Source organism: Haloarcula sebkhae (assembly GCF_014647415.1).
Classification (GTDB): domain Archaea; phylum Halobacteriota; class Halobacteria; order Halobacteriales; family Haloarculaceae; genus Haloarcula; species Haloarcula sebkhae.
The window spans coordinates 249863-268748 of the sequence record NZ_BMPD01000005.1 but is presented as its reverse complement, the minus strand read 5'-3'; the positions used below and the strand labels follow the sequence as shown (position 1 = coordinate 268748).

At 62.2% G+C, this 18886-nt stretch carries 23 protein-coding genes; 10 read left to right on the top strand and 13 right to left on the bottom strand.

Translation table 11 applies throughout. The features are described 5' to 3' along the window. Positions 1-18: 18 nt before the first annotated feature. Positions 19-495: an NUDIX hydrolase gene (locus tag IEY38_RS15645; protein ID WP_188979317.1), complete on the top strand. Its 477-nt coding sequence runs from the start codon at positions 19-21 to the stop codon at positions 493-495. Positions 496-500: 5 nt separating this feature from the next. Here the strand turns inward: IEY38_RS15645 and IEY38_RS15640 are convergent, their stop codons facing one another. The 6 genes from IEY38_RS15640 to IEY38_RS15615 all read right to left on the bottom strand — a co-directional run bounded on the left by IEY38_RS15640 (position 501) and on the right by IEY38_RS15615 (position 6828). Beyond that, positions 501-1595: an asparagine synthase C-terminal domain-containing protein gene (locus tag IEY38_RS15640; protein ID WP_188979315.1), complete on the bottom strand. Its 1095-nt coding sequence runs from the start codon at positions 1593-1595 to the stop codon at positions 501-503. Then, complete coding sequence (locus tag IEY38_RS15635; protein WP_188979313.1) at positions 1595-2281, bottom strand: PHP domain-containing protein; 687 nt, start codon at positions 2279-2281, stop codon at positions 1595-1597. The genes IEY38_RS15640 and IEY38_RS15635 overlap by 1 nt, the downstream gene beginning before the upstream one ends. A gap of 249 nt (positions 2282-2530) precedes the next feature. Further along, entirely contained in the window at positions 2531-3766 is a 1236-nt protein-coding gene (locus tag IEY38_RS15630) for a TIGR04347 family pseudo-SAM/SPASM protein (protein WP_188979311.1), read from the bottom strand. Then, the gene (locus IEY38_RS15625; protein ID WP_188979309.1) at positions 3763-4077 is read right to left on the bottom strand and encodes an Htur_1727 family rSAM-partnered candidate RiPP; all 315 of its coding nucleotides are present in this window, start codon (positions 4075-4077) and stop codon (positions 3763-3765) included. Before IEY38_RS15625 ends, IEY38_RS15630 begins: the two co-directional genes overlap by 4 nt. 346 nt (positions 4078-4423) lie before the next feature. Next, complete coding sequence (locus IEY38_RS15620) at positions 4424-5404, bottom strand: quinone oxidoreductase family protein (protein ID WP_188979307.1); 981 nt, start codon at positions 5402-5404, stop codon at positions 4424-4426. Positions 5405-5676: 272 nt separating this feature from the next. Further along, complete coding sequence (locus IEY38_RS15615) at positions 5677-6828, bottom strand: multicopper oxidase domain-containing protein (RefSeq protein WP_188979296.1); 1152 nt, start codon at positions 6826-6828, stop codon at positions 5677-5679. Positions 6829-7039: 211 nt separating this feature from the next. Between IEY38_RS15615 and IEY38_RS15610 the strand changes: the two genes are divergently transcribed. The 3 genes from IEY38_RS15610 to IEY38_RS15600 all read left to right on the top strand — a co-directional run bounded on the left by IEY38_RS15610 (position 7040) and on the right by IEY38_RS15600 (position 8173). Further along, entirely contained in the window at positions 7040-7417 is a 378-nt protein-coding gene (locus IEY38_RS15610) for a helix-turn-helix domain-containing protein (RefSeq protein ID WP_004516178.1), read from the top strand. 2 nt (positions 7418-7419) lie between these two features. Next, entirely contained in the window at positions 7420-7719 is a 300-nt protein-coding gene (locus IEY38_RS15605; RefSeq protein WP_005538399.1) for a DUF7521 family protein, read from the top strand. Positions 7720-7876: 157 nt separating this feature from the next. Beyond that, positions 7877-8173, top strand: coding sequence for a DUF7521 family protein (locus IEY38_RS15600; protein ID WP_188979294.1), 297 nt, complete (start codon positions 7877-7879; stop codon positions 8171-8173). 1 nt (position 8174) lies between these two features. On the opposite strand, the gene IEY38_RS15595 is transcribed toward IEY38_RS15600, so the two are convergent. Next, a complete protein-coding gene (locus IEY38_RS15595) occupies positions 8175-9488 on the bottom strand; it encodes a hypothetical protein (protein WP_188979292.1) in 1314 nt (437 codons plus the stop codon). Positions 9489-9577: 89 nt separating this feature from the next. Here IEY38_RS15595 and IEY38_RS15590 point away from each other — a divergent pair, with 89 nt between their 5' ends. Together IEY38_RS15590 and IEY38_RS15585 are read left to right on the top strand one after the other, a co-directional pair. Then, the gene (locus IEY38_RS15590) at positions 9578-9862 is read left to right on the top strand and encodes a DUF2249 domain-containing protein (protein WP_229775334.1); all 285 of its coding nucleotides are present in this window, start codon (positions 9578-9580) and stop codon (positions 9860-9862) included. Beyond that, entirely contained in the window at positions 9859-10131 is a 273-nt protein-coding gene (locus tag IEY38_RS15585) for a glutamyl-tRNAGlu reductase (protein WP_005538392.1), read from the top strand. Before IEY38_RS15590 ends, IEY38_RS15585 begins: the two co-directional genes overlap by 4 nt. Positions 10132-10213: 82 nt before the next feature. On the opposite strand, the gene IEY38_RS15580 is transcribed toward IEY38_RS15585, so the two are convergent. Beyond that, complete coding sequence (locus tag IEY38_RS15580) at positions 10214-10528, bottom strand: cupin domain-containing protein (protein WP_188979288.1); 315 nt, start codon at positions 10526-10528, stop codon at positions 10214-10216. After that, entirely contained in the window at positions 10525-10758 is a 234-nt protein-coding gene (locus tag IEY38_RS15575) for a DUF2249 domain-containing protein (RefSeq protein WP_188979477.1), read from the bottom strand. The genes IEY38_RS15580 and IEY38_RS15575 overlap by 4 nt, the downstream gene beginning before the upstream one ends. A gap of 89 nt (positions 10759-10847) precedes the next feature. On the opposite strand from IEY38_RS15575, the gene IEY38_RS15570 reads away from it, so the two are divergent. After that, on the top strand, positions 10848-11384 hold the full coding sequence (locus IEY38_RS15570) for a hypothetical protein (protein WP_188979286.1): 537 nt from the start codon (positions 10848-10850) through the stop codon (positions 11382-11384). A 191-nt stretch (positions 11385-11575) separates the two neighbouring features. Then, positions 11576-11902, top strand: coding sequence for a superantigen-like protein SSL4 (locus IEY38_RS15565; RefSeq protein WP_188979284.1), 327 nt, complete (start codon positions 11576-11578; stop codon positions 11900-11902). A gap of 65 nt (positions 11903-11967) precedes the next feature. Here IEY38_RS15565 and IEY38_RS15560 read toward each other — a convergent pair whose 3' ends face one another. Next, positions 11968-12333: a hypothetical protein gene (locus tag IEY38_RS15560; protein WP_188979282.1), complete on the bottom strand. Its 366-nt coding sequence runs from the start codon at positions 12331-12333 to the stop codon at positions 11968-11970. Positions 12334-12669: 336 nt separating this feature from the next. On the opposite strand from IEY38_RS15560, the gene purL reads away from it, so the two are divergent. Beyond that, complete coding sequence (gene purL / locus IEY38_RS15555; protein WP_188979280.1) at positions 12670-14886, top strand: phosphoribosylformylglycinamidine synthase subunit PurL; 2217 nt, start codon at positions 12670-12672, stop codon at positions 14884-14886. On the opposite strand, the gene IEY38_RS15550 is transcribed toward purL, so the two are convergent. The 3 genes from IEY38_RS15550 to IEY38_RS15540 all read right to left on the bottom strand — a co-directional run bounded on the left by IEY38_RS15550 (position 14887) and on the right by IEY38_RS15540 (position 17604). After that, on the bottom strand, positions 14887-16104 hold the full coding sequence (locus tag IEY38_RS15550; protein ID WP_188979278.1) for a sensor histidine kinase: 1218 nt from the start codon (positions 16102-16104) through the stop codon (positions 14887-14889). It abuts the gene before it with no gap. Between the two features lie 3 nt (positions 16105-16107). Continuing rightward, positions 16108-17319, bottom strand: coding sequence for an FIST signal transduction protein (locus tag IEY38_RS15545; RefSeq protein WP_188979276.1), 1212 nt, complete (start codon positions 17317-17319; stop codon positions 16108-16110). Positions 17320-17412: 93 nt separating this feature from the next. Further along, positions 17413-17604 carry a DUF7550 family protein gene (locus IEY38_RS15540; protein ID WP_004591771.1) on the bottom strand — a complete coding sequence of 64 codons (192 nt, stop codon included), beginning with the start codon at positions 17602-17604 and terminating at the stop codon, positions 17413-17415. 117 nt (positions 17605-17721) lie between these two features. On the opposite strand from IEY38_RS15540, the gene hisF reads away from it, so the two are divergent. Beyond that, on the top strand, positions 17722-18537 hold the full coding sequence (gene hisF / locus IEY38_RS15535; RefSeq protein WP_188979274.1) for an imidazole glycerol phosphate synthase subunit HisF: 816 nt from the start codon (positions 17722-17724) through the stop codon (positions 18535-18537). Positions 18538-18886 lie beyond the last annotated feature (349 nt).

The window sequence follows — 18886 nt, the reverse complement described above, 5'->3', positions numbered from 1 at the left end:
CTGTGCCGTTCGGTTGGTATGGAGACGACTCGCCATTTTGTCGCAACTGTCTACGTCGTCAGCGACGGTCGCATCGCGTTGCACGAACACAATAAACTGGATATGTGGCTGCCCGCCGGCGGCCACATCGACCGCGACGAACTGCCTCACGAGGCCGCGCTCCGCGAGACGCGCGAGGAACTGGGCCTCGACGTGGACCTGATCGCTCCACAGCAGAACATCGAGAGCGAGACGGTCCAGTCGATACCCCAACCACAGCATTTCCTGCTAGAGGACATCAACGTCAACGCAGAGGGCGATGTCGGCCACCAGCACATCGACTTCATTTTTTACGGCCGGGCAGAGAGCCGCGACATCACACCGGGACCGGGCGAGCAGCCGGCCGACGACTGGGAGTGGTTCTCCGCTGACGACTTACAGGACCGGAGCGACGAACTCCCGGCAGATGTCGTCGAGGTCGGCCAGCAGGCGATCGAATCCGTCCGCGAGGCGTAGCCGGCTCACTCCACGAGTGATTCGACGTACTGCGTGACGTGGTCGTCCATCCGCCGCTTGTAGCCGGCCTGTCGCGCCAGCCGGTCGAGTTCTCGGGCGGCCAGCGAGCCGTATTGGGCGGCCTTCTTATCCCGATCCGCGATCTCGTCCGGGAGCGACTCCCGGGCCGCGGCTCGGAGCGCAACTTTTCGCGTCTCGCCGTCGACGAGCAAGTCGCCATCTAACCGGAGCGCGGCACCGATAACGCGGTCGTGTAACAGCGGCGTTACCGGCTCGACACCGGCGGCCCGCAAGGCGAGCACGTCCCGCTCCAGCTGGTCGGGGAGCGAGGCGATGACCTCCCGCTGCGCCCCGCGGACGGTGTCGGCTTCGACGCGAGGGTCGTCGGGGGCCTTGGCGACTTTCGCGTAGCCGCCGAACAGTTCGTCGGCTCCCTGTCCGAGCGCCAGCCGGTCGAAACCATCCGCTGCGACCCGTTCGGCAACGAGGAACAGCGGGAGCGCTATCTGGACGTCCATCGCGTTCGTCCGCCCCGTTGCTCGGGCGATTTCGGGGACCGCCCGCTCGATGGCGTCGTGGGTCAGCTCAACGACTCGGACCTCGGTTCCCAGCAGGTCGGCGGCCGACCGCGCCGCCTCGACATCGTGGCTGTCCGGGAACCCGGCAACGTACAGCGGCGCGTCAAGTCTGGCCGCCAGCAGCGCCGAGTCCACGCCGCCGGAGAACGCAATTGCGAGGGAAGCAGTGTCGACGGCGTCGATGCTCGTTTCGACAGCGGCACGGACCTGCTCAACGGCCGTTTCACGGGTGTCGAACGGGTCTAGCGACGGGAGCGACCACCGCTGTCGGGTCCCGCGTTCGTCCCGGACCGAGCCAGCGGGGAACGACTGCGGGTCGGCCAGTGTCGTCGGGTCGTGGCTCCACTGCCCGGGGTCAAGTCGCGCCTCGTCAGAGACCGCACGCTCCACGAATAGCGGGTATCGCCCGAGAACGTCGCGGACGAGCGTCCCGTCCAGTTCGCCCGCGTACCCACTAGTACCAGAGAGCGCGTCGCCGCTTGCGAGGGCGTCGGCGACGGTGTCCGCATCGGCTCCCTGCATCACTGTAGGAGCTCCGCGATGCCGTTCTTGACCCGTCGCTTCGCCCCGCCAGCGGCCTGCCGGAAGCTGATGCGCCACGGCGTCCGCTTGCCCTCGACGGTCGTCTTGCTCTCACGGATGGCGTCGAGGATCGCTTCGACTGTCCGCTCGTCCGTACCGACGTTGGTGACCGCTTGCCCGACCATCTCCGCGATGTGGGCGTCGCTGCCGGCAGTCATCGGCAGCCCCCGCCGTCGCGCGAACCGCTCGGCCTGCCGGTTCGACCGTCCGGTCAGCAGCCGCGAGTTGTACACTTCGATGGCGTCGGCGGTGGCGAGTTCGTCTTTCGAGATGTGTTCTAACACGCCGTGGCGGGACTCTTGGAACGGATGGGGAACGACCGCGAGCCCGCCCTGGTCGCGGATGCGGTCGAGCGTCTCGTCGAACGGGAGGTGTGGCGGAATCGCCTCCTGAATCCCCAGGGCGAGGACGTGTCCGGCGGCACACGTGACCTCCATCCCGGGAATCCCGACGAGACCGTACTCCGGGGCGAGTTCGGCTGCCCGGAGGCTGGCATCGATTTCGTCGTGGTCAGTCACGGCCAGCGCGTCAAGTCCGACCGCGCTGGCTTGCTCTAAGAGGAGCTCGACCGGGTCCCGGCCGTCGTACGACAGCGACGAATGCGCGTGTAGCTCAACCGACTGCACAGGTGTCGATAACGGGGGGCAGGGCAAAAACGCCCCGGTCCGCCCCAGTGCTCACAGAGAACAAACCGGCCGCCGTGTCCATGGCGGCCGAATGCCCGAAGGAACGCCCATCTGTCCCACGAGACTGAGCGTGCGTTTCCCGACGATACGACCGTCAATCGACGGTCGCATATAGCAATTACCGGCACGCAGGAATGAGTCGTCCCCCTCAGCTTGATGGGGATTAAAATGGGGTTGGACGCTGGCGGTTCAGTCAGCCGAGCTCCCGCCTGCTATCGAGTTCTCGCCGGTGTCAAACGGCGGCGGCCCGTGGACCTCGGCGTCCTCCAGATAGCACTGCGGGTCCGGGGCGAACAGGTCGTCTTCGACAGTGAGTGCCCGGAGCCGAGAGGCCCCGCGACAGACCTCTGCGTAGCGGCAGTCAGCGCATTTGCCCGTGAGGTGGTCCTCGCGGTTCCGGAGCGCGGAAAGCAGCGGGTTCGACTCGTCCTCCCAGATGGCACCGAACGAGCGGTCGCGGACGTTCCCCAGCGAGTACCCCTGCCAGAACTGCGTGAGGTGGACGTTGCCCTGGTAGTCCACGTCGGCGACGCGTTCGCCGGTCGGGTCCCCGCCGTTGACCCGCAGGTACTCGTACACTCGCTGGGCCTGCGCGTCGCTCATGTGCTCGCGGGCGTACTCGACGAGGTAGGCCGCGTCGGCGTAATTCCCGACCAGTAGCGTCTCGATCTCCTCTCCGCGGTCGTGGTACTCGCGGGTCATATCACAGACTCGTTTCACCGCCTGTCGACGGTCCTCGGGTGTGAGGTCGGCATCGACAATCTCGGTCCCGCGGCCGCCGTAGTCGAGGTGGTAGAAACAGAAGCGGTCGACGCCCACGTCGGTCAGCAGGTCCACGACACCCTCCAGGTCGGCGGCGTTGCGCTCGGTGATCGTGTACCGGAGGCCGGTCTTCAGTCCCGCATCGAGGCAGTTCTCGATTCCCTGAACCGCGCCCTCGAACGCGCCGTCGACCCCGCGGAAGTCGTCATTTCGCTCCGGCAGGCCGTCGACGGAGACGCCGGCGTATTTCAGCCCGGCGTCCTTGAGCGACTCGGCGCGCTCCTCGGTGATGAGCGTCCCGTTGGTCGAGAGCACCGGTCGGACGCCGACCTCGTTCGCATAGGCGACCAGTTCTTCGAGGTCCTGCCGGACGAGCGGCTCGCCGCCGGAGAACAGCACCACCGGCGCGCCGTAGTCGGCGAGGTCATCGAGTAGCGCCTTCCCCTCGGCCGTCGAGAGTTCGCCGTCGGCGATTTCGGTGTCGGCGGCGGCATAACAGTGGTCACAGTAGAGGTTGCACTGCTTGGTGACGTTCCAGACGACGACGGGCCGGCGTTGTTTTTCGTCCCTGATTTGGCGTTTGGTCGACTCGTCTGCCGCGTCGTACCGGAGGCCGTCCCCTTCAGCGTCGAGGTCACAGAGCAGTTTCGAGACCGAGATCATCGGTTCCCACCCCGGAGCGTCTCAGACTCCATCTCGTCGACGCTCATAGTGGCGTCGTCCCCCGTTTTCCCCGTTCCGAGCGTCGCAGCATCCGTCTGGCAGCGGTGCGTCTCGTCGGCGGGACACAACCACAGTGTGACGGCCGTGCGCGCGAACAGCGACGCTGCCTGCTCTCTGGCGATGTCGGCGGACGGCGCACTGACACTGCCGACGTGGGTGAGTGGGTCCGCCGTCTCCTCACGGACGAACACCTCCCACTCGCGACTTGTTGCACCGCGCGGGGCGTCTACCTCGTGGTCGAACTTTTCCATATCCCCCTGTTAGACTCCCCAAGAAAAACGGGACTAGCGTGTTCTCAGCAACTGGGAACTACTCAGTTGCCGGCGCTCCCACACGGTTGCAAGACGTGCCTCGTCATTGGAGAACTGTGAGGGCCAGATAGCACAGCCCGATACCCGGAATGGTGTCATCAAGCCAATTTCGTGCGGAGTTCGTGTCTGACGGAACGGGTGGCCGTCAGTGTTCCAGACATGTCTGCCTGAACAGGCAACTCAGAGGTTAAGACTGGCCATCTCAATGCATATGGTGTGGGCAGGTCGGGAGGATTCAAAAGATGTCAATCTGGATCTACTGTTCAGGAGGTGTGCATATTTCCGTTCAAAGAGTAAGCACTATTTTCCCGACACTGGTCCGATTTTCCAGTCGCTGGTGGGCCATTGCGGCTTTTTCGAGTGGGATGGTGTTATCGAGCACAGCTTCAAGCGTTCCGTTGGCGAGTTGTTGCAAAATACCATCAGCAGGCTCGAGGACACGGTCAGGGGCTTCTGCGAGCGCACTGCCGTAGTGATAGCCATAGACTTGAAGATTCTTTGTGAGTAGCCCACTGGAATTTAATTGCGTTCCCTCACCACTCGCCACACCGAAGGCGACCAACCGCCCAAACGGGGCGAGTGCCCGTAGACTGTTGTGGTGGACTTCCCCGCCAACGCCATCAAGTACGAGATCAACGCCCTCTCCGTCGGTCAAGGTATCAATCGCTTCGACAAACGGTGTTTCTTCGTAGTTGATGCAATGGTCACAGCCGAGAGCATCAATACGGTCGAGCTTCACGTCAGTGCTTGCTGTACCGAACACGTCTGCACCGGCTTCCCGAGCAAGCTGTACGGCTGCGGTACCGACACCACCAGCTGCTGCATGGATGAGGACTTGGTCATTCTCGTTTAGACCACCCCACGCAAACAGGCAATTATGTGCAGTAAGGAATTGAATAGGAACCGCCACTGCCTCATGAAGCGAAACCGAATCTGGAACGTGGAATGTATGAACAGGTTTGGCGAGTGCGTACTCGGCATAGCCGCCTGTTCCGCTTGCAACATAGCTAACGACTCTCTCGCCACTGTCGAATGCGTCAACAGCAGATCCGGTGGCATCAACGATTCCAGCAACCTCAAACCCAGGTACATATGGGGGAGCAGGGCCGCTGGGATACGTGCCACGACGGTGCATCACGTCAGCGAAGTTGACCCCCGCGGCTTCGACTTCGATACGGAGTTCGTTGTGTGATGGAGCTGGTTGTTCGTGGTTTGCCAGTTGAAGTACGGTGGGGGTTCCGTACTCACGAACCTCGATAACTCTCATAAACCGTTTGAATGCGGCTTTGATGATTGCAGTTTCGACTTTGCCAACATAGATCGGCGCGAGTTGACGGGTCCTAATCCGACCGACACTGCGAATCAAAGATCTACGAAACCCGCTGTAGTCTCAATTTCCAAGATAACTGGTTCTGTATAGCCCTATCTCATTTATTGTTCGATGGAACATGTGTTCTGCGGACGGCGAGAAGGGACAATTCGGTCGAGATGTACTGCGAAAAAGACCAGTCAACTCATGCAGCCTACCGAAATGCGGCCTTACGCGTCGTAGCCGGCGTAATCCATCAACTGTTTGAAGATGTCAGTATCCATCGCCTCTTTGTAGACGACACCGGTGATCATCCCACCGGGGTACGCGGTCCCGTTCATCGCGTGGCTGACCTTGTGACAGTGCGCGAGGTAGATGCCGGGGTCGGCGTCGGCTTCGAACTCGATCGTGTGCCGTCCGGCGGGCGGGATGCTGGTGATGTCCTGATCGTGGCGGGCGGCTTCCGGAATCTTCCCGCCGTCCTTGTGGGTCACCTGAAAGCGGTGGTTGTGGATGTGCATCGGGTGGTCCATGTACCCGTTGTTACACATGTGGATGCGCACCGTATCGCCCTGCTCGACGATGATCGGCGAGCCGTCCTCCGGGTGCAGCGTCCGGGGTGCCGACTTACCGTTGACAGTGAAGGTATCGGGGCGGCGGTTCCGCGGATCGTAGCTAGCATCCATGCCAGCCATCTGGCGGTTGAGCCGGGAGTCCCACTCCTTCAGCGTCATGAAGTACTCCTTGTCGGCCGGTTCGTACCCCTTGGGGTCGACGCGGAAGATGCCGTACATCCCCATGTCGATGTGGCGATGGGTCTGGTAGTGACAGTGGTAGAGATGCGTGCCTGTCACGTTCGCGGGGATAGTGTAGGTGTGTTTCTCGCCGGGGTTGATGCGGATGCCCGTTGTCGTCGGGACGCCGTCGTCTTCCCACTGCTTCTGGACGGCGTGGAAGTGGACCGTGTGCGGGCGCATACCGTCCGTATTGTCGAATGTGACTTCCATGTCCTCGCCCTCGGTCGTCCGCAGGATCGGCCCCGGGACGCTCGGTTCGCCGTCGTCGGCTTTGAACGCCCACACCTTCGGGAGTTCAACGGGGCCGCCCATCGAGTCGCCGGGATGGGCCTCGTGTTTGGCTGGGACAGAGGAGAGCGTCACTTCGCCACCCTGCTCGTCGACGTTGACGATCTCAGGCGGCGACGTAGTCGGAAGATCGCTGTCGGATTCCGCTGGGGTTGTGCTGGTGTCGACTGACTCTTCGGTTGGAACCTCACCTGGAGCGGTACAGCCCGCAAGCGCGACCGTGCCACCGAGGCCGGAGGCTTTCACGAAGTCACGACGGGAGATGCCCGATCCGGGTGCGCCGATCTGGTCTTCCATAAGCAATTGAGCGTAATGGCCCACAGTATAAACCCCCAAAGCGAGTTCTCAGGCCAACAGAAGCGTTCTCAGTTGCTGGGAACGAACGAACGGTTACAGATAAGTGCCCCATATATTGCGTGCTGTGTGGCGCAAACGTCGGCTGTGTCGGGCGGTAAGCGCTCCCAAGTCGGTTACATTAAACGTCTTGGACGGGCAGTGTCGAGCAAGGATGGTCCGGGACCCCTTCGCTGACGAGGAGACGCCGGAGTTACAGGCGGTCCTCGACGCACTCGACGACGAGGATTGTCGTGCTATTGTCAGCGTACTGGAGGAACCGTTAACGGCGAGCGAGATATCCGACCGGAGCGGCGTACCGCTATCGACGACCTACCGGAAACTCGAACTGCTGACGGAGTCCTCGTTGCTGTACGAGGGCGTCGAGGTCCGGTCAGACGGCCAACACGCGAGCCGATACGCGATCGACTTCGAGGAAGTCGTCATCAGTCTCGACGAGGAACTGTCGCTTACCGTCGACATCTCACATCGTGCTCGGACGCCGGACCAACGGCTCGAAAACCTCTGGTCTGAGGTGCGAAAGGAGACATAACCATGGTACACATTCCAAGTTCACAGGTCGGCATCGTCGTCTCGAAGACACTGATCCTCATTCTCGGCGGACTGATAACGTACTACTCGTATCAGGCGTACAGCCGGACGAAAAGCCCCCAGCACAAGTGGCTCACGTACGGGTTCGGGGTGGTGACCCTCGGTGCGTTTGCCGGCGGTGTCCTCGATATCGCCGTCGGCAGGTATCTCGGTCAAGACCTGCTTCCGGTGGGCGTCTTCACGTCGAGTTCGCTGACGGCCATCGGCCTGGGTATCATCCTGTACTCGCTGTACGTTCGATAACGATCATGTAGCGTATCTGCCCGGTGATCTCTTCGTCTCTTGTGTCTCGATTTCGGTCGGAGCGGGCAACTGCTCGGTGTTGCGTTGTTGCAGTGGTATTCTCATCGACTGGAAACGCTACGGACGGTATATCTATGCGGACGTGTCAATCAGAGCCATGCTTGGAGTGAACGCCGTGTTGTTAATCGGGATGAAGACGGTCACGCTGTTTTGCGGTGTGATACTGACGACGTTGACCTACCGCGCATACCGCCGCACTCGGGCACCAGCGATGCGAGCGCTCTGTCTCGGTATCGGGTTCGTCACACTGGGCGCAATACTCGGCGGCAGCCTCCACCAGATCGTCGGCATGCCGGTAGCACAGAGCGTCACTGTCGAGGAACTGTTCACCGCTGTTGGGTTCTTTATTCTGACATACTCGCTGTACACTGACCAGCCGACCACGACGAACTGAGTTATGAATCCTCGGCGGGCGTGTGTTCACGACCGGTCAGCAGTGTTGGCAGCGATTGCGGGCTGTGTTCGACGAGGACGGCGACGAGGTTGCCCGCGAACAGGCCGGTCCCGAGAAATGCGAGCCCTCCGGCGACCAACGCCGTGCCGTCCGGTGTCTCGAGCCACTGATTACTCACGAGGAGGCCGTACGCGATAGTTAGTGCAACGCCATCTATTGCTGCGATTCGGTGGTCGTACAGGTCATCGACCATCGGCACGTCCTCGAAGCCGAGGCGGTCGCTGTACCGGTGGACCCAGACGATGAACGGGACGACGTGATACAGCGTCCCGAGGACGATGAAGCCGATGCCGCCGACGAGCAGCACCGTCGACGGCTGACCGAGCAGCTCAGCGTACGCCAGCGGGTCGTTCCACCATGCGACTACCGTCAGCCCTGCCCAGAGAAACAGCGACAGCGCTGCGACGCTGTAGCGGGTCAGCATCGGTGACCACTCGACTCGCGCTCCGATGAGCTGTCGTGCCAGAAGCACCGCGACCACGCCGAGACCAGCAGCGACGAGAACCGCGCCGAATCGGGCCAGAACGGGCGACCCAACCAAGCGACCGCCGGCCAGCCCAAGAACGCCGAGCGGATAGACAGCCGTTTCAGCCCGCTGAACCGCCGTGTCGATTCTGCCGGTGTCGGCCTGTGTAAACATCGGGGCGAGCTGGGCCAGCGCGCCCGCGACAGTCGTCAGTACCGCGCCGAACACGGCGAGTGTTCCATGGGCAAGCAAGAGTCCCTGTCGGCCGATTCCCAGCAGCGGAAGGACGCCGACAGCATGATCCAGAGCCAGCACTATTCCAGCGGCCGTCACGAGGGCGAAAAACACCAGTGCCCAGCCGAAATGAATCGCCGTGACATCGGGCTCCGCAGCGAGTAGCGTCCGACCGATGTTGTAACAAAGAGTCCAGACACCGAGCAGCGCGAGGGCTCCGGCAACCGGCAACAGGGCAGGTGTCGCCGACAGGAAGCCAGCGGCCAGACCCGCGAATCCGACCGCGGCGAGTGGTAACTGCGTAGCGGCGAGGCGGCGCGAATGGAGTTCGATCCCACACCAGACCGGGACGAACTGTGTCAACGCACCCATAATAGTGACACAGACCCACCCTGCAAGCAGGAGGTGGACCTGCGCGAGGTGGCCGGCCCGCCCCTCGACGATCCCGACAGTGACACCGGCGACCAGAAACGCCAGCGCGACGACGAAATGACGCAGCGGAACCGTCATCGGCGGTGCGGCGTCTGCATCCACGTCGGCGGGTATTCCGCTCATTGTTGTCTAGTACGACCCTGTCCCTGCTGGCAATGTGGCCGAATATGTTCGGGGAAAGGGTCGGCCCGCTCACAACCGAACAGGAACACATGACGTCGAACCACCAGCCAACAGCGCAAACCGCAGCCCTGGTTTCAGAAACTGGTGCACCCGATGATGCGCCGACGGAACGCCTCGACGTGCAGTCGCTGGGGCCGCCAAAGCCGCTCAAGCAGACGCTGGAGTTGCTCGCGGACTTGGACGACGACACCGTCCTCGTCCAGTTCAACGACCGTGCACCACAGCACCTCTACCCGAAACTCGAAGACAGAGGCTACGACTTCGAAAGTGTTGAGATCGAGGACGCGACAGTGACGGTCATCTGGCACAGATGAATCAGAACACGGAGCCGCCTGTCGATGTCGAAGAAGCGATTGCTCGTATCGACAGCCGTGGTGCGAAGGTTCAGCGGGAGCAACTCGAACGGACGCTGTCACAGCTACAGCAGGACGGTGAACTGACGGCTGATCAGCGGCTGGCAGTTGAAGAACTGAGCGAACGGCTCGTCGACCGATTGCTCGCTGTCCCCCGAGCAAGTCTACAGGACGCGGCGAAGAGTGCCGACGACGAGCGGATCGAAACGGCGATCTCCCTGTTCGAGTGATACTGTCGGCTGTAATCCCGTGACGGATATTGCTCCCGCTTAGTGGTGGATCTCTGCACGAAGTGCGGCCACCAGTATGAGCCTACTCCGACAACGCCAGAACAAGCAGTGCCTCGCTGTCCGCCGTTGCGGCGGGGGAGATGTCCTGATCACCGTCGAACCGGACGACGTCGCCGGGAGAGAGCGACACCGTCTCGTCGCCGAGCGTCAGGTCTACAGCGCCCGAACGGAGGAGGAACACGATGTCTCGACCGGGATGCTTGTGAGCCGGAATCGACTCACCCGCATCGAACGTCAACCGGATGGTCTTTGGCTCCCCGTCGAACAACTTCGCCCGACCGTCTCCGTCGCCGTCGAGCGTTGCTTGCTCCGTTTCTGTGACGGTGGATTCGCTCATTGTTTCGGAAGGTCGGCGACGAACTTCTGTGGCCCATCCTGTTCGCACTGGTAATTCGCCGCGTCGAACGCCTCAACCTCGGCTTGCATCTCGTAGAACAGCGGCTTTGGCTCGTGATCGTTGATAATCCGAAGCGTTTCCCCTGAGGACAGCGCCTCGAAGGAGTCGTGTATCTTCGAGTGTCGCTCCGGCGGCGGCGTCTCGCGCAGGTCAATTGTGGTTGCTGGCATCACCTGCACGTTCATCGGGTATCGTCGAGGGGGTTCTCCCGAACCTGTTCGGGAGTAGGTCCTGATGGATGCCGCCCGTTCGTTCCAGTATGAGCCTTCTTTCCGGCCTCCGTGGCGGCTCAGACGTCGGGTTCGATAGCTACGGGACGTTCGTTCCCGAACACAACCCGGACCCCGGCCCGTTCCTGTCTGAGACAGCAGTACTGACCGGCACCGACCACGCCGCGTTCCACCGACTCACGATGGACCTATTCGACGAGCGTGGCGTGTACGACATGACTTTCGGGTACAACCTCGCACGGCTGAACCTTGATCACCGGCATCCGGACGCGGGCTTTCGCTACGGCCGTGAAACGGATGACGGGAGCGTGTTGCGAGCCGAGTTCACGCCGACGACCGAATTCTGCCCCCAGAGCGATACCCTAACTGTTGGCGCGTTCCGCGCCTGGAACGGGCTGTCAGACCGCCATGAGTACGACCTCGTTCGTGTCCGCGTGAGCCCGGGCCACCACCAGAGTACGAGTATCAACGACAAACTCCAGCAACTCGAAACGCGGTACCGGAAAACCGGTGAACTCCGGATGGACGATAAAGACGAATCGTCCGACGGGAGCGTACCGTTCTGACGGCTGAAAACATAGAAACCATTATACCGTCTGCTGGGCGACATATTGTAAACCGAACCGACTAAGTCGGATATCGGTGGCTTGGTGGGACAGAGGCGGCTCCCTCCACGACAGAAGCAACAACATATCAAAGACGATGGTATTGGCTTACTTCCAGCGTGGCGTCGCGGCTGGCCGGAGGTGGAGCTGAGATGGATAGCGGTATCTTTCGGGATTCGGACGGGACCTACAACAAGCGGTTTCTGGGACTTGTTCTTCTCGTTCTACTCGCTGTCATCGGGGCTGGCGTTGGGACCCTCGGTCTCACCGACAACAGCGACTCGGCACCCGACCAGCCCGCCACCGAGCTGACGCCACGCCCGACGGAGACACCAACAGAAACACCGGATAGAACTGATTCCGCGTCGACCGAAAGCGGTGGCAGTGCCTCGCCGCCGCCGAGTGCGCTCCTGTCCGAAACCCCGACACCGGCTCCCAACCAGTCAGACGGGAACAGCACCAACACGACGGCCGAATAGTCCGTCAACGACCGAGACTTGTCATTTTTGTCTCCGCTGCGAAGGGTCGTTGCCGTGGGAGCGTTTCAGGAAAACAGAAGCGCGAGATTGAATCCTGTCACGACGAGCCCCAGCACTGTCAGGAGCGCCGGCGGGCCGTAGTAGAGCAGCGGGTCCTCTTCCAGCACGCCGCCCCAGATGCTCAGGCCAAGACAGCAGTAGATAACGAGGAGTTTGAGTCCAAGGAAGCCACCGCCGCCGAACGACTGGATCGCCCACCGGATCGCGGGGTTCGCCTCGGTGAACGTGGGGACGAAATAGACGATGGCGATAGTGGTAACCACGTCGCCGACGCCGTAGGTGGCCAGCGCCACCGCCCACACGCTGGAGAAGGACCGACTGGAGAAGGAGCTCCCTTCCAGCGTTAGCCAGTCACCATCGGCAGCACCCATACTGCGTTGGGGTATGGCCAGCGGTCATATATACTGCGAGGGCCAGTTATCTGATTTGAAAAGGAGAGGTGTCACGTAGCCCCGCCGAGTATTGAGTCAGAATCTGTGGCACAGCCCCATCAATAACTCATATTGTGGCTCTTGGAAACCCACAGCCGATATCAGTGATCCGCTGCATTCAGAAATGAGTCCAGCCGAAGGAGTGTATCGAGTCGCCGTACAGGTGCTTGCCACGACAGGCGCGGTTCGTGTGCTGCTGACACTGTTGCACGTTCGCGTACTGCCGGCGCGGGTGCATGGAAAGGGACTTATCTTGTGGGCGGCCACGACGAGGTAATGAGCCTGTCCGACGCGGACCACGAACTCGTGGTCGAGGAGATCGGTCGGGAGCCGACACGGGCGGAGGCCGCTCTCTTCGAGAACCTCTGGAGCGAACACTGCGCGTATCGCTCCTCTCGCCCCCTACTGTCGGCGTTCGACTCCGAGGGCGACCAAGTCGTCATCGGCCCCGGCGACGACGCGGCCGTCGTTTCCCTGCCGTCCCACGGCGACGGTGAGGAGATGTACATCACGATGGGCGTCGAGTCCCACAATCACCCGTCCTACGTCGACCCGTTCGACGGCGCGGCGACGGGCGTTGGCGGTATCGTCCGGGACACGCTGTCGATGGGGGCATACCCCATCGCGCTGGCCGACTGCCTGTACTTCGGCGACTTCGACCGGGAGCACTCCCGCTATCTCTTCGAGGGCGTCGTCGAAGGTATCTCCCACTACGGGAACTGCATCGGTGTCCCGACTGTCACCGGGAGCGTCGCTTTCCACGACGACTACGAGGGCAATCCGCTCGTCAACGTCTCCTGCATCGGCCTGTTGGAGCCCGAGCGGACCATCACCGCCGAGGCACAGGAGCCGGGCAACAAGCTCGTCCTCGTCGGTAACGCGACGGGCCGGGACGGTCTCGGCGGCGCGTCCTTCGCCAGCGAGGACCTCGCGGAGGACGCCGAAACGGAGGACCGGCCGGCCGTGCAGGTCGGCGACCCGTACTCCGAGAAGCTGCTCGTCGAGTGCAACGAGGCGCTGCTGGACGAGGACCTCGTCGAGTCGGCCCGCGACTTGGGGGCCGCCGGCCTCGGCGGCGCGTCGTCCGAACTGGTCGCCAAGGGCGGCCTCGGCGCGCGCATCGAACTCGACCGCGTCCACCAGCGCGAGCCGAATATGAACGCGATGGAGATTCTGCTGGCCGAGAGCCAGGAGCGGATGGTCTACGAGATCGCGCCGGAAAACGTCGACCGCGTGGCCGAGCTCGCCGAGCGGTTCGATCTGGGCTGTTCGGTCATCGGCGAACTCACCGAACCCGGGACGAACTACGTCTGCACGTTCGAGGGCAGCGAGGCTACTGCCTCGGACGAGTCGAGCGGGCAGCGCTCGCGAGACGCCGAGACGGTCGTCGACGTGGATGCGGCGTTCCTCGGCGACGGTGCGCCGATGAACGACCTACCGAGCAACGCACCACCGAAGCAGGAACGGGACCTGCCGACCGTGTCGTTGGACGCGGCGTTCGAGCAGATCGTCGCCAGCCCGAACTGCGCTTCGAAGCGGTGGGTGTACCGCCAGTACGACCACGAGGTGCAGGTCCGCACGAGCGTCCTGCCCGGCGACGACGCCGCCCTGCTCGCCATCCGTGAGGCCGGGACCGGGCTCGCCTTCTCGGCGGGCGCAGACCCCAACTGGACTGACGCCGCGCCGTACGAGGGCGCACGCGCCGTCGCGCTGGAAAACGCCACGAACGTCGCTGCAAAGGGCGCGATACCCCACGCAGCCGTGGACTGCCTGAACGGCGGCAACCCCGAGAAGCCCGACGTGTACGGCGGTTTCAAAGGCATCGTCGACGGTCTGGCGGACATGTGCAGCGACCTCGACGTGCCGGTCGTCGGCGGGAACGTCTCGCTGTACAACGATTCCCAGGACGGCCCGATTCCGCCGACGCCGACGCTCGCGCTGGTCGGAGTTAAGGAAGGCTACGACGCCCCGTCGCTGTCGCTGTCCGGCGAGGGAACGCTCGTCGTCGTCGGCGACACTGCACTGGAAGGTGAGACCGATCCGCGACTCGGCGGGTCCGAGTACACCGCGCAGTTCGGCGGCACTGACCGCTTCCCCGCCCTCCCGGCGGAGTCGACGGCGGCCATCGAGACGATTGCCGAGGTCGCCGACGCCGACCACGTGCTGGCGAGCCACGACGTGAGCCACGGCGGTCTCGCGGTGACGCTGGCCGAGATGGTCCACGAGGACGCCGGCGCATCCGTCGAGCTCGACACGGTCGACCGCGGGACACGGAAGCGCCTCCTGTTCAACGAACGACCCGGCCGCGTGGTATTCGAGACGACCGACCCGGCGGCCGTCCGCGAGGCCTTCGACGGCGTCGCCCCGGTGACGGAACTGGGCGAAGCAAACGGCTCGAACCACCTCGATATCACCGTCAATGACGAGACGCTGGCGTACGACGCTGCGGACATCGCCGACCTGCGGTCAGTCATCGAGGACGAACTGGCCTGATTACCAGCGGATATCGAACCGCGCACCGCCCATTTCGCTTTCTGAGACTGCGACTGACCAGCCGTGTGCTTCAGCGATGCTTTGAACGATTGACAGGCCGAACCCTGTCCCGTCCGAGTTGGTCGAGTAGCCGTGTTCGAACACCAACTCACGGTCGTCTGGTGAAATACCGGGACCGTCGTCGGCGATGGAGAACCCGTTCTGCTCGTGTGCCCCGGGTGCGGACACAACGACGGTACATGCCGCGCCAGCGTGCTCGATAGCGTTCCGGTAGAGATTCTCGAATAGCTGCTGGAGGCGCTCGGAGTCCGCTTCGATGGTCGCGTCGGTTTCGATGGTAAGCGTTGCGTCCTCGGTTTCGACCTGTTGCCACGCGTCGGCTGCGACGGCTTCGATGGAGACGCTCGCGGTTTCGCCGACGACTCGCCCCTGACGAGCGAGCGTCAGCGTGTCATCGAGAATCCGTGCCATCCGCTCGTGTGCCGCAGCGACCTCCTGTAGGCCCTCCTGAACAGCCGGGTCCTCGATGTCATCGAGCAGGAGGTGGGTGCGGCCGGATGCGACGTTCAACGGGTTCCGAAGGTCGTGGCTGACGATACTGACAAACTCGTCGAGGCGCTCGTTCTGGTGTTTCAGCTGTTGTTCGCGGCGCTTCCGTTCAGTGATGTCGGTGTATATCCCGTACCCTTCCAGTTGACTGCTATCACGAGAGACAATCGTACTCCGGAACAGGTAGGTCCGGACCTCGCCTGATGCGGTCATCCGTCTGACCTCTTGCTCCGACTGGCCAGTCTGTTCCCACCAGTCTGTCCTGATGACTTCGGAGTCGGCTCCGGGCGGCGCGAGGAGTGTCCGAAGCTCCGCTCCGACTGCAGCCGCCCGGTCGTAGCCGAACGAGTCCGCGAACGCTTCGTTGATCGACTTGACGTATGGCTCTCGCTGCTCAAACTCGACGACGACAGCCGGGTTCGGGATGTTCCCCAGGAGCGCGTCAAAGCGTTCCTGTGCCGCCAGCTGTACGCGGAGTTCACTCGCGACGAGTGCGACGTATCCCTCGTTGTTGTGCTGAATTATATCACAGATGTCCTGTGCATCCGTGTCGTCTATCTCCGTTTCGTCACTGATACCAAGATCACCCATCGCGTCGTCGACGATAGCCGACGCCTTCTCGATGCCGACCGTTTCTGCGAACTTTGAAACGAGTCCTGTTCGATTCATCTGTTATTCCGGCAGTGCGAAAAGCACTGTTGTCGTATTGTGAAAGCCACTGAGTTGTCCAGCCTGCATACACAGCTCCCCGTACGTCTCAAACCCAGCAACTGGGGCCGACAGGGTCGATATGATACCATCGACAGCCGCTGAAAACGCGTCGTCGAAGAGAAGCTGACGACACGCACAGTCATAGACGAACGCGCCAGCGATGTTCCCGTCACACAGCGAGACAGCGTCGGCAGCAGCCTGCTCGGCGGACGCGATCTGGTCCGCTCTGTTGCCATGCATTATACGAAGGACAGTCCCCTCCGGAATATCGACGGCGAACTGCAGTGCGCCAGTCTCCTCAATCGCGGTCCGGGGCCAGCGGATCTTGAAGGTCTCTCCTTGGTCGATACCGAACAGGTACGTGACCATGAGCCTCCTGAGATCCGCGGACCCGACTGGGACATCGTCGACAGCTATCCCTGATGTCTCCATAGCGTGGTCTCGAACAGCGTCCTTCCACACGTCAAAGGCCGGCTCACCGTTGAGTTCGTGCACCACGTTTCCGGAGACATCGGTTACCTCCCACGGCTCTGAGATGGGGCTGTGACCGTGGTTGACAGTGATGATCGGACGCTTCTCGCCAGAGACGAGTACGAGAACAACTGCGTCTTCGGCGACCGACTCGTCGCAAAACACCGGTGCCGACTCCATTCTGAGACCGTCAGATGCGGCCCCACCTGCGAATTCGACATAGGGGCCAAGCCGTCGCTGGACCGACAACGATAATTGTTCACCGACGCCCGACAGCCCGTCGTGGAGGACGATCGCTGACTGGTATGGTTCCTCGATATCTTCGGGAAGCGCTCGGACAGCATCTCTGACAGCCCCGCGAGTGTTCTCGCTGAGACCGACGGCGAGGGCTGTATCGAACCGGAACGAGTCACTGGTAACGAGCGTGACGGCCACGCCGGTATCCATCGATTGCTCCTCAGTGAACGCTCCGCCAGCCGTGCAGCCGACAACGGCTGTCTCGTCGTCGACGAGCGCATTCACGCCCGCCAGAACGGTTTCGGCATCGAACCCCGAGCTGGCAAACACTTGACAGAAGTCCACCCGATCGGCGTCCAGTCGGTCACGAGCGGCGCTTGTCGCCTCCCGGCCAGCGCGCGTACCAGCAGTCGCCACTGACGTTCCCGTTGCGACCGCTGTACTCGCGTCTGAATGGGGAGACATTATACAACCGTTATTCGCGTGGAAACCTATATACTCTCCCCAGAAGTATCAAAAATGATATCTCTGGAGGGCGACGTGGTCATACCAACCTGCTCAGGCCAGCGCCAGTGCGATACCGAACGTAAGCACTAGTCCGACCAGCAGGACGCCGAGCCCTGTCCCGACCTGAGACATGGTGAACGGACTCTGTGGGGCCGTCGACCGAAGCGGCGGTTCTCGCGCGGGCAGTTCGACGTGTTCGGGGTCGTAATCCGGCCGATCCTCCTCGTGGTGGTCGTCTGCCATAGCCGGTGGTTCTGGAGCGTCGTACGTGTAGCTGTCGGATTGTCACTGCGTACTCGGCCAGACACTTGCACCAGTCGAAACGGTCAAACGGCGTTGTGTCGAACTCACGGGTATCGAATGACGCTCACGAAACGGATCATCCCCTGTATCGACGTCGATGTGGACGAGAACGGGGACGCGGCGGTGTACACGGGAGTCAACTTCGAGGATCTAGAGTACACCGGCGACCCGGTAGAGATGGCTAAGGCATACAACGAGTCCGGGGCCGACGAGTTCGTCTTTCTGGACATCACCGCCTCCGCCGAGGGGCGCGAGACGATGCTCGATACAGTTTCGGCCGTGGCCGACGAGGTGTTCATCCCGCTGACAGTCGGCGGCGGCATCCGCACCCGCGAGGACATCAAGGAAACGTTGCGGGCCGGTGCAGACAAGGTCTCGATCAACTCCGGCGCTATCGCCGAACCGGACCTCATCAACGAGGGAGCGGCGGCGTTCGGGAGCCAGTGTATCGTCATCTCCGTCGACGCTCGCCGGCGCTTCGACGAGGACGGCGAGTACTACACCGAGGTCGATGGCGAGTCCTGCTGGTTCGAATGCACGGTCAAGGGAGGGCGCGAGGGGACTGGGCTGGACGTTGTCGAGTGGGCCACCGAAGCAGAAGAGCGCGGCGCAGGCGAACTGTTCGTCAACTCCATCGACGCCGATGGAACCAAGGACGGCTACGACATCCCGCTGATGAAAGCCGTCTGTGACACCGTCTCGACGCCGGTCATCGCCTCCTCGGGCTGTGGCGGCCCGGAGGATATGGAAGAAGTGTTCGTCGATGCCGGCGCGGACGCCGGCCTCGCCGCCTCCATCTTCCACTTCGGCGAGTACTCCATCGCCGAGACCAAGGAATACCTCGACAGCAAGGGGATTCCGGTCCGACTGTAGCTGGTGACAGTCTTAGGACTCTATAGTTTTAGATTTGTTACATCGAACACCGCTGCACGAAGCAGTCCACCTACCGACACATTGGCCCCGTTGAATTGGTCCCTGTTGGGATGTTTCTCGCGATATTTTATTTCGGTACTTTGCTCCACAGCCCACTGTTGCTTGGCATGGTCGTTGCTGGTGTGACTCTTTTGCTGGTCGGAAGCGGCGGTGACAGTGGGCCACCTGTCGCTCACTTGGCGCCACGCCGATGTCGAAGCCGACGTGACATGGGTCATCAGCCTGAATGTTCGGCGACCGGGGTACTTCGATCACGTTGAGTTCGTACCGAGTATTCTTTATATTATTA

Coding starts and splice junctions, on each gene's coding strand:
- IEY38_RS15645 (WP_188979317.1), top strand. CDS start 19: ATGGAGACGACTCGCCATTTTGTCGCAACTGTCTACGTCGTCAGCGAC.
- IEY38_RS15605 (WP_005538399.1), top strand. CDS start 7,420: ATGGTACACATTCCAAGTTCACAGGTCGGCATCGTCGTCTCGAAGACA.
- IEY38_RS15545 (WP_188979276.1), bottom strand. CDS start 17,319: ATGTCTCCCCATTCAGACGCGAGTACAGCGGTCGCAACGGGAACGTCA.
- IEY38_RS15580 (WP_188979288.1), bottom strand. CDS start 10,528: ATGAGCGAATCCACCGTCACAGAAACGGAGCAAGCAACGCTCGACGGC.
- IEY38_RS15625 (WP_188979309.1), bottom strand. CDS start 4,077: ATGGAAAAGTTCGACCACGAGGTAGACGCCCCGCGCGGTGCAACAAGT.
- purL (WP_188979280.1), top strand. CDS start 12,670: ATGAGCCTGTCCGACGCGGACCACGAACTCGTGGTCGAGGAGATCGGT.
- IEY38_RS15620 (WP_188979307.1), bottom strand. CDS start 5,404: ATGAGAGTTATCGAGGTTCGTGAGTACGGAACCCCCACCGTACTTCAA.
- IEY38_RS15560 (WP_188979282.1), bottom strand. CDS start 12,333: ATGGGTGCTGCCGATGGTGACTGGCTAACGCTGGAAGGGAGCTCCTTC.
- IEY38_RS15585 (WP_005538392.1), top strand. CDS start 9,859: ATGAATCAGAACACGGAGCCGCCTGTCGATGTCGAAGAAGCGATTGCT.
- IEY38_RS15550 (WP_188979278.1), bottom strand. CDS start 16,104: ATGAATCGAACAGGACTCGTTTCAAAGTTCGCAGAAACGGTCGGCATC.
- IEY38_RS15570 (WP_188979286.1), top strand. CDS start 10,848: ATGAGCCTTCTTTCCGGCCTCCGTGGCGGCTCAGACGTCGGGTTCGAT.
- hisF (WP_188979274.1), top strand. CDS start 17,722: ATGACGCTCACGAAACGGATCATCCCCTGTATCGACGTCGATGTGGAC.
- IEY38_RS15595 (WP_188979292.1), bottom strand. CDS start 9,488: ATGAGCGGAATACCCGCCGACGTGGATGCAGACGCCGCACCGCCGATG.
- IEY38_RS15575 (WP_188979477.1), bottom strand. CDS start 10,758: ATGCCAGCAACCACAATTGACCTGCGCGAGACGCCGCCGCCGGAGCGA.
- IEY38_RS15630 (WP_188979311.1), bottom strand. CDS start 3,766: ATGATCTCGGTCTCGAAACTGCTCTGTGACCTCGACGCTGAAGGGGAC.
- IEY38_RS15640 (WP_188979315.1), bottom strand. CDS start 1,595: ATGCAGGGAGCCGATGCGGACACCGTCGCCGACGCCCTCGCAAGCGGC.
- IEY38_RS15610 (WP_004516178.1), top strand. CDS start 7,040: ATGGTCCGGGACCCCTTCGCTGACGAGGAGACGCCGGAGTTACAGGCG.
- IEY38_RS15565 (WP_188979284.1), top strand. CDS start 11,576: ATGGATAGCGGTATCTTTCGGGATTCGGACGGGACCTACAACAAGCGG.
- IEY38_RS15615 (WP_188979296.1), bottom strand. CDS start 6,828: ATGGAAGACCAGATCGGCGCACCCGGATCGGGCATCTCCCGTCGTGAC.
- IEY38_RS15540 (WP_004591771.1), bottom strand. CDS start 17,604: ATGGCAGACGACCACCACGAGGAGGATCGGCCGGATTACGACCCCGAA.
- IEY38_RS15600 (WP_188979294.1), top strand. CDS start 7,877: ATGCTTGGAGTGAACGCCGTGTTGTTAATCGGGATGAAGACGGTCACG.
- IEY38_RS15590 (WP_229775334.1), top strand. CDS start 9,578: ATGACGTCGAACCACCAGCCAACAGCGCAAACCGCAGCCCTGGTTTCA.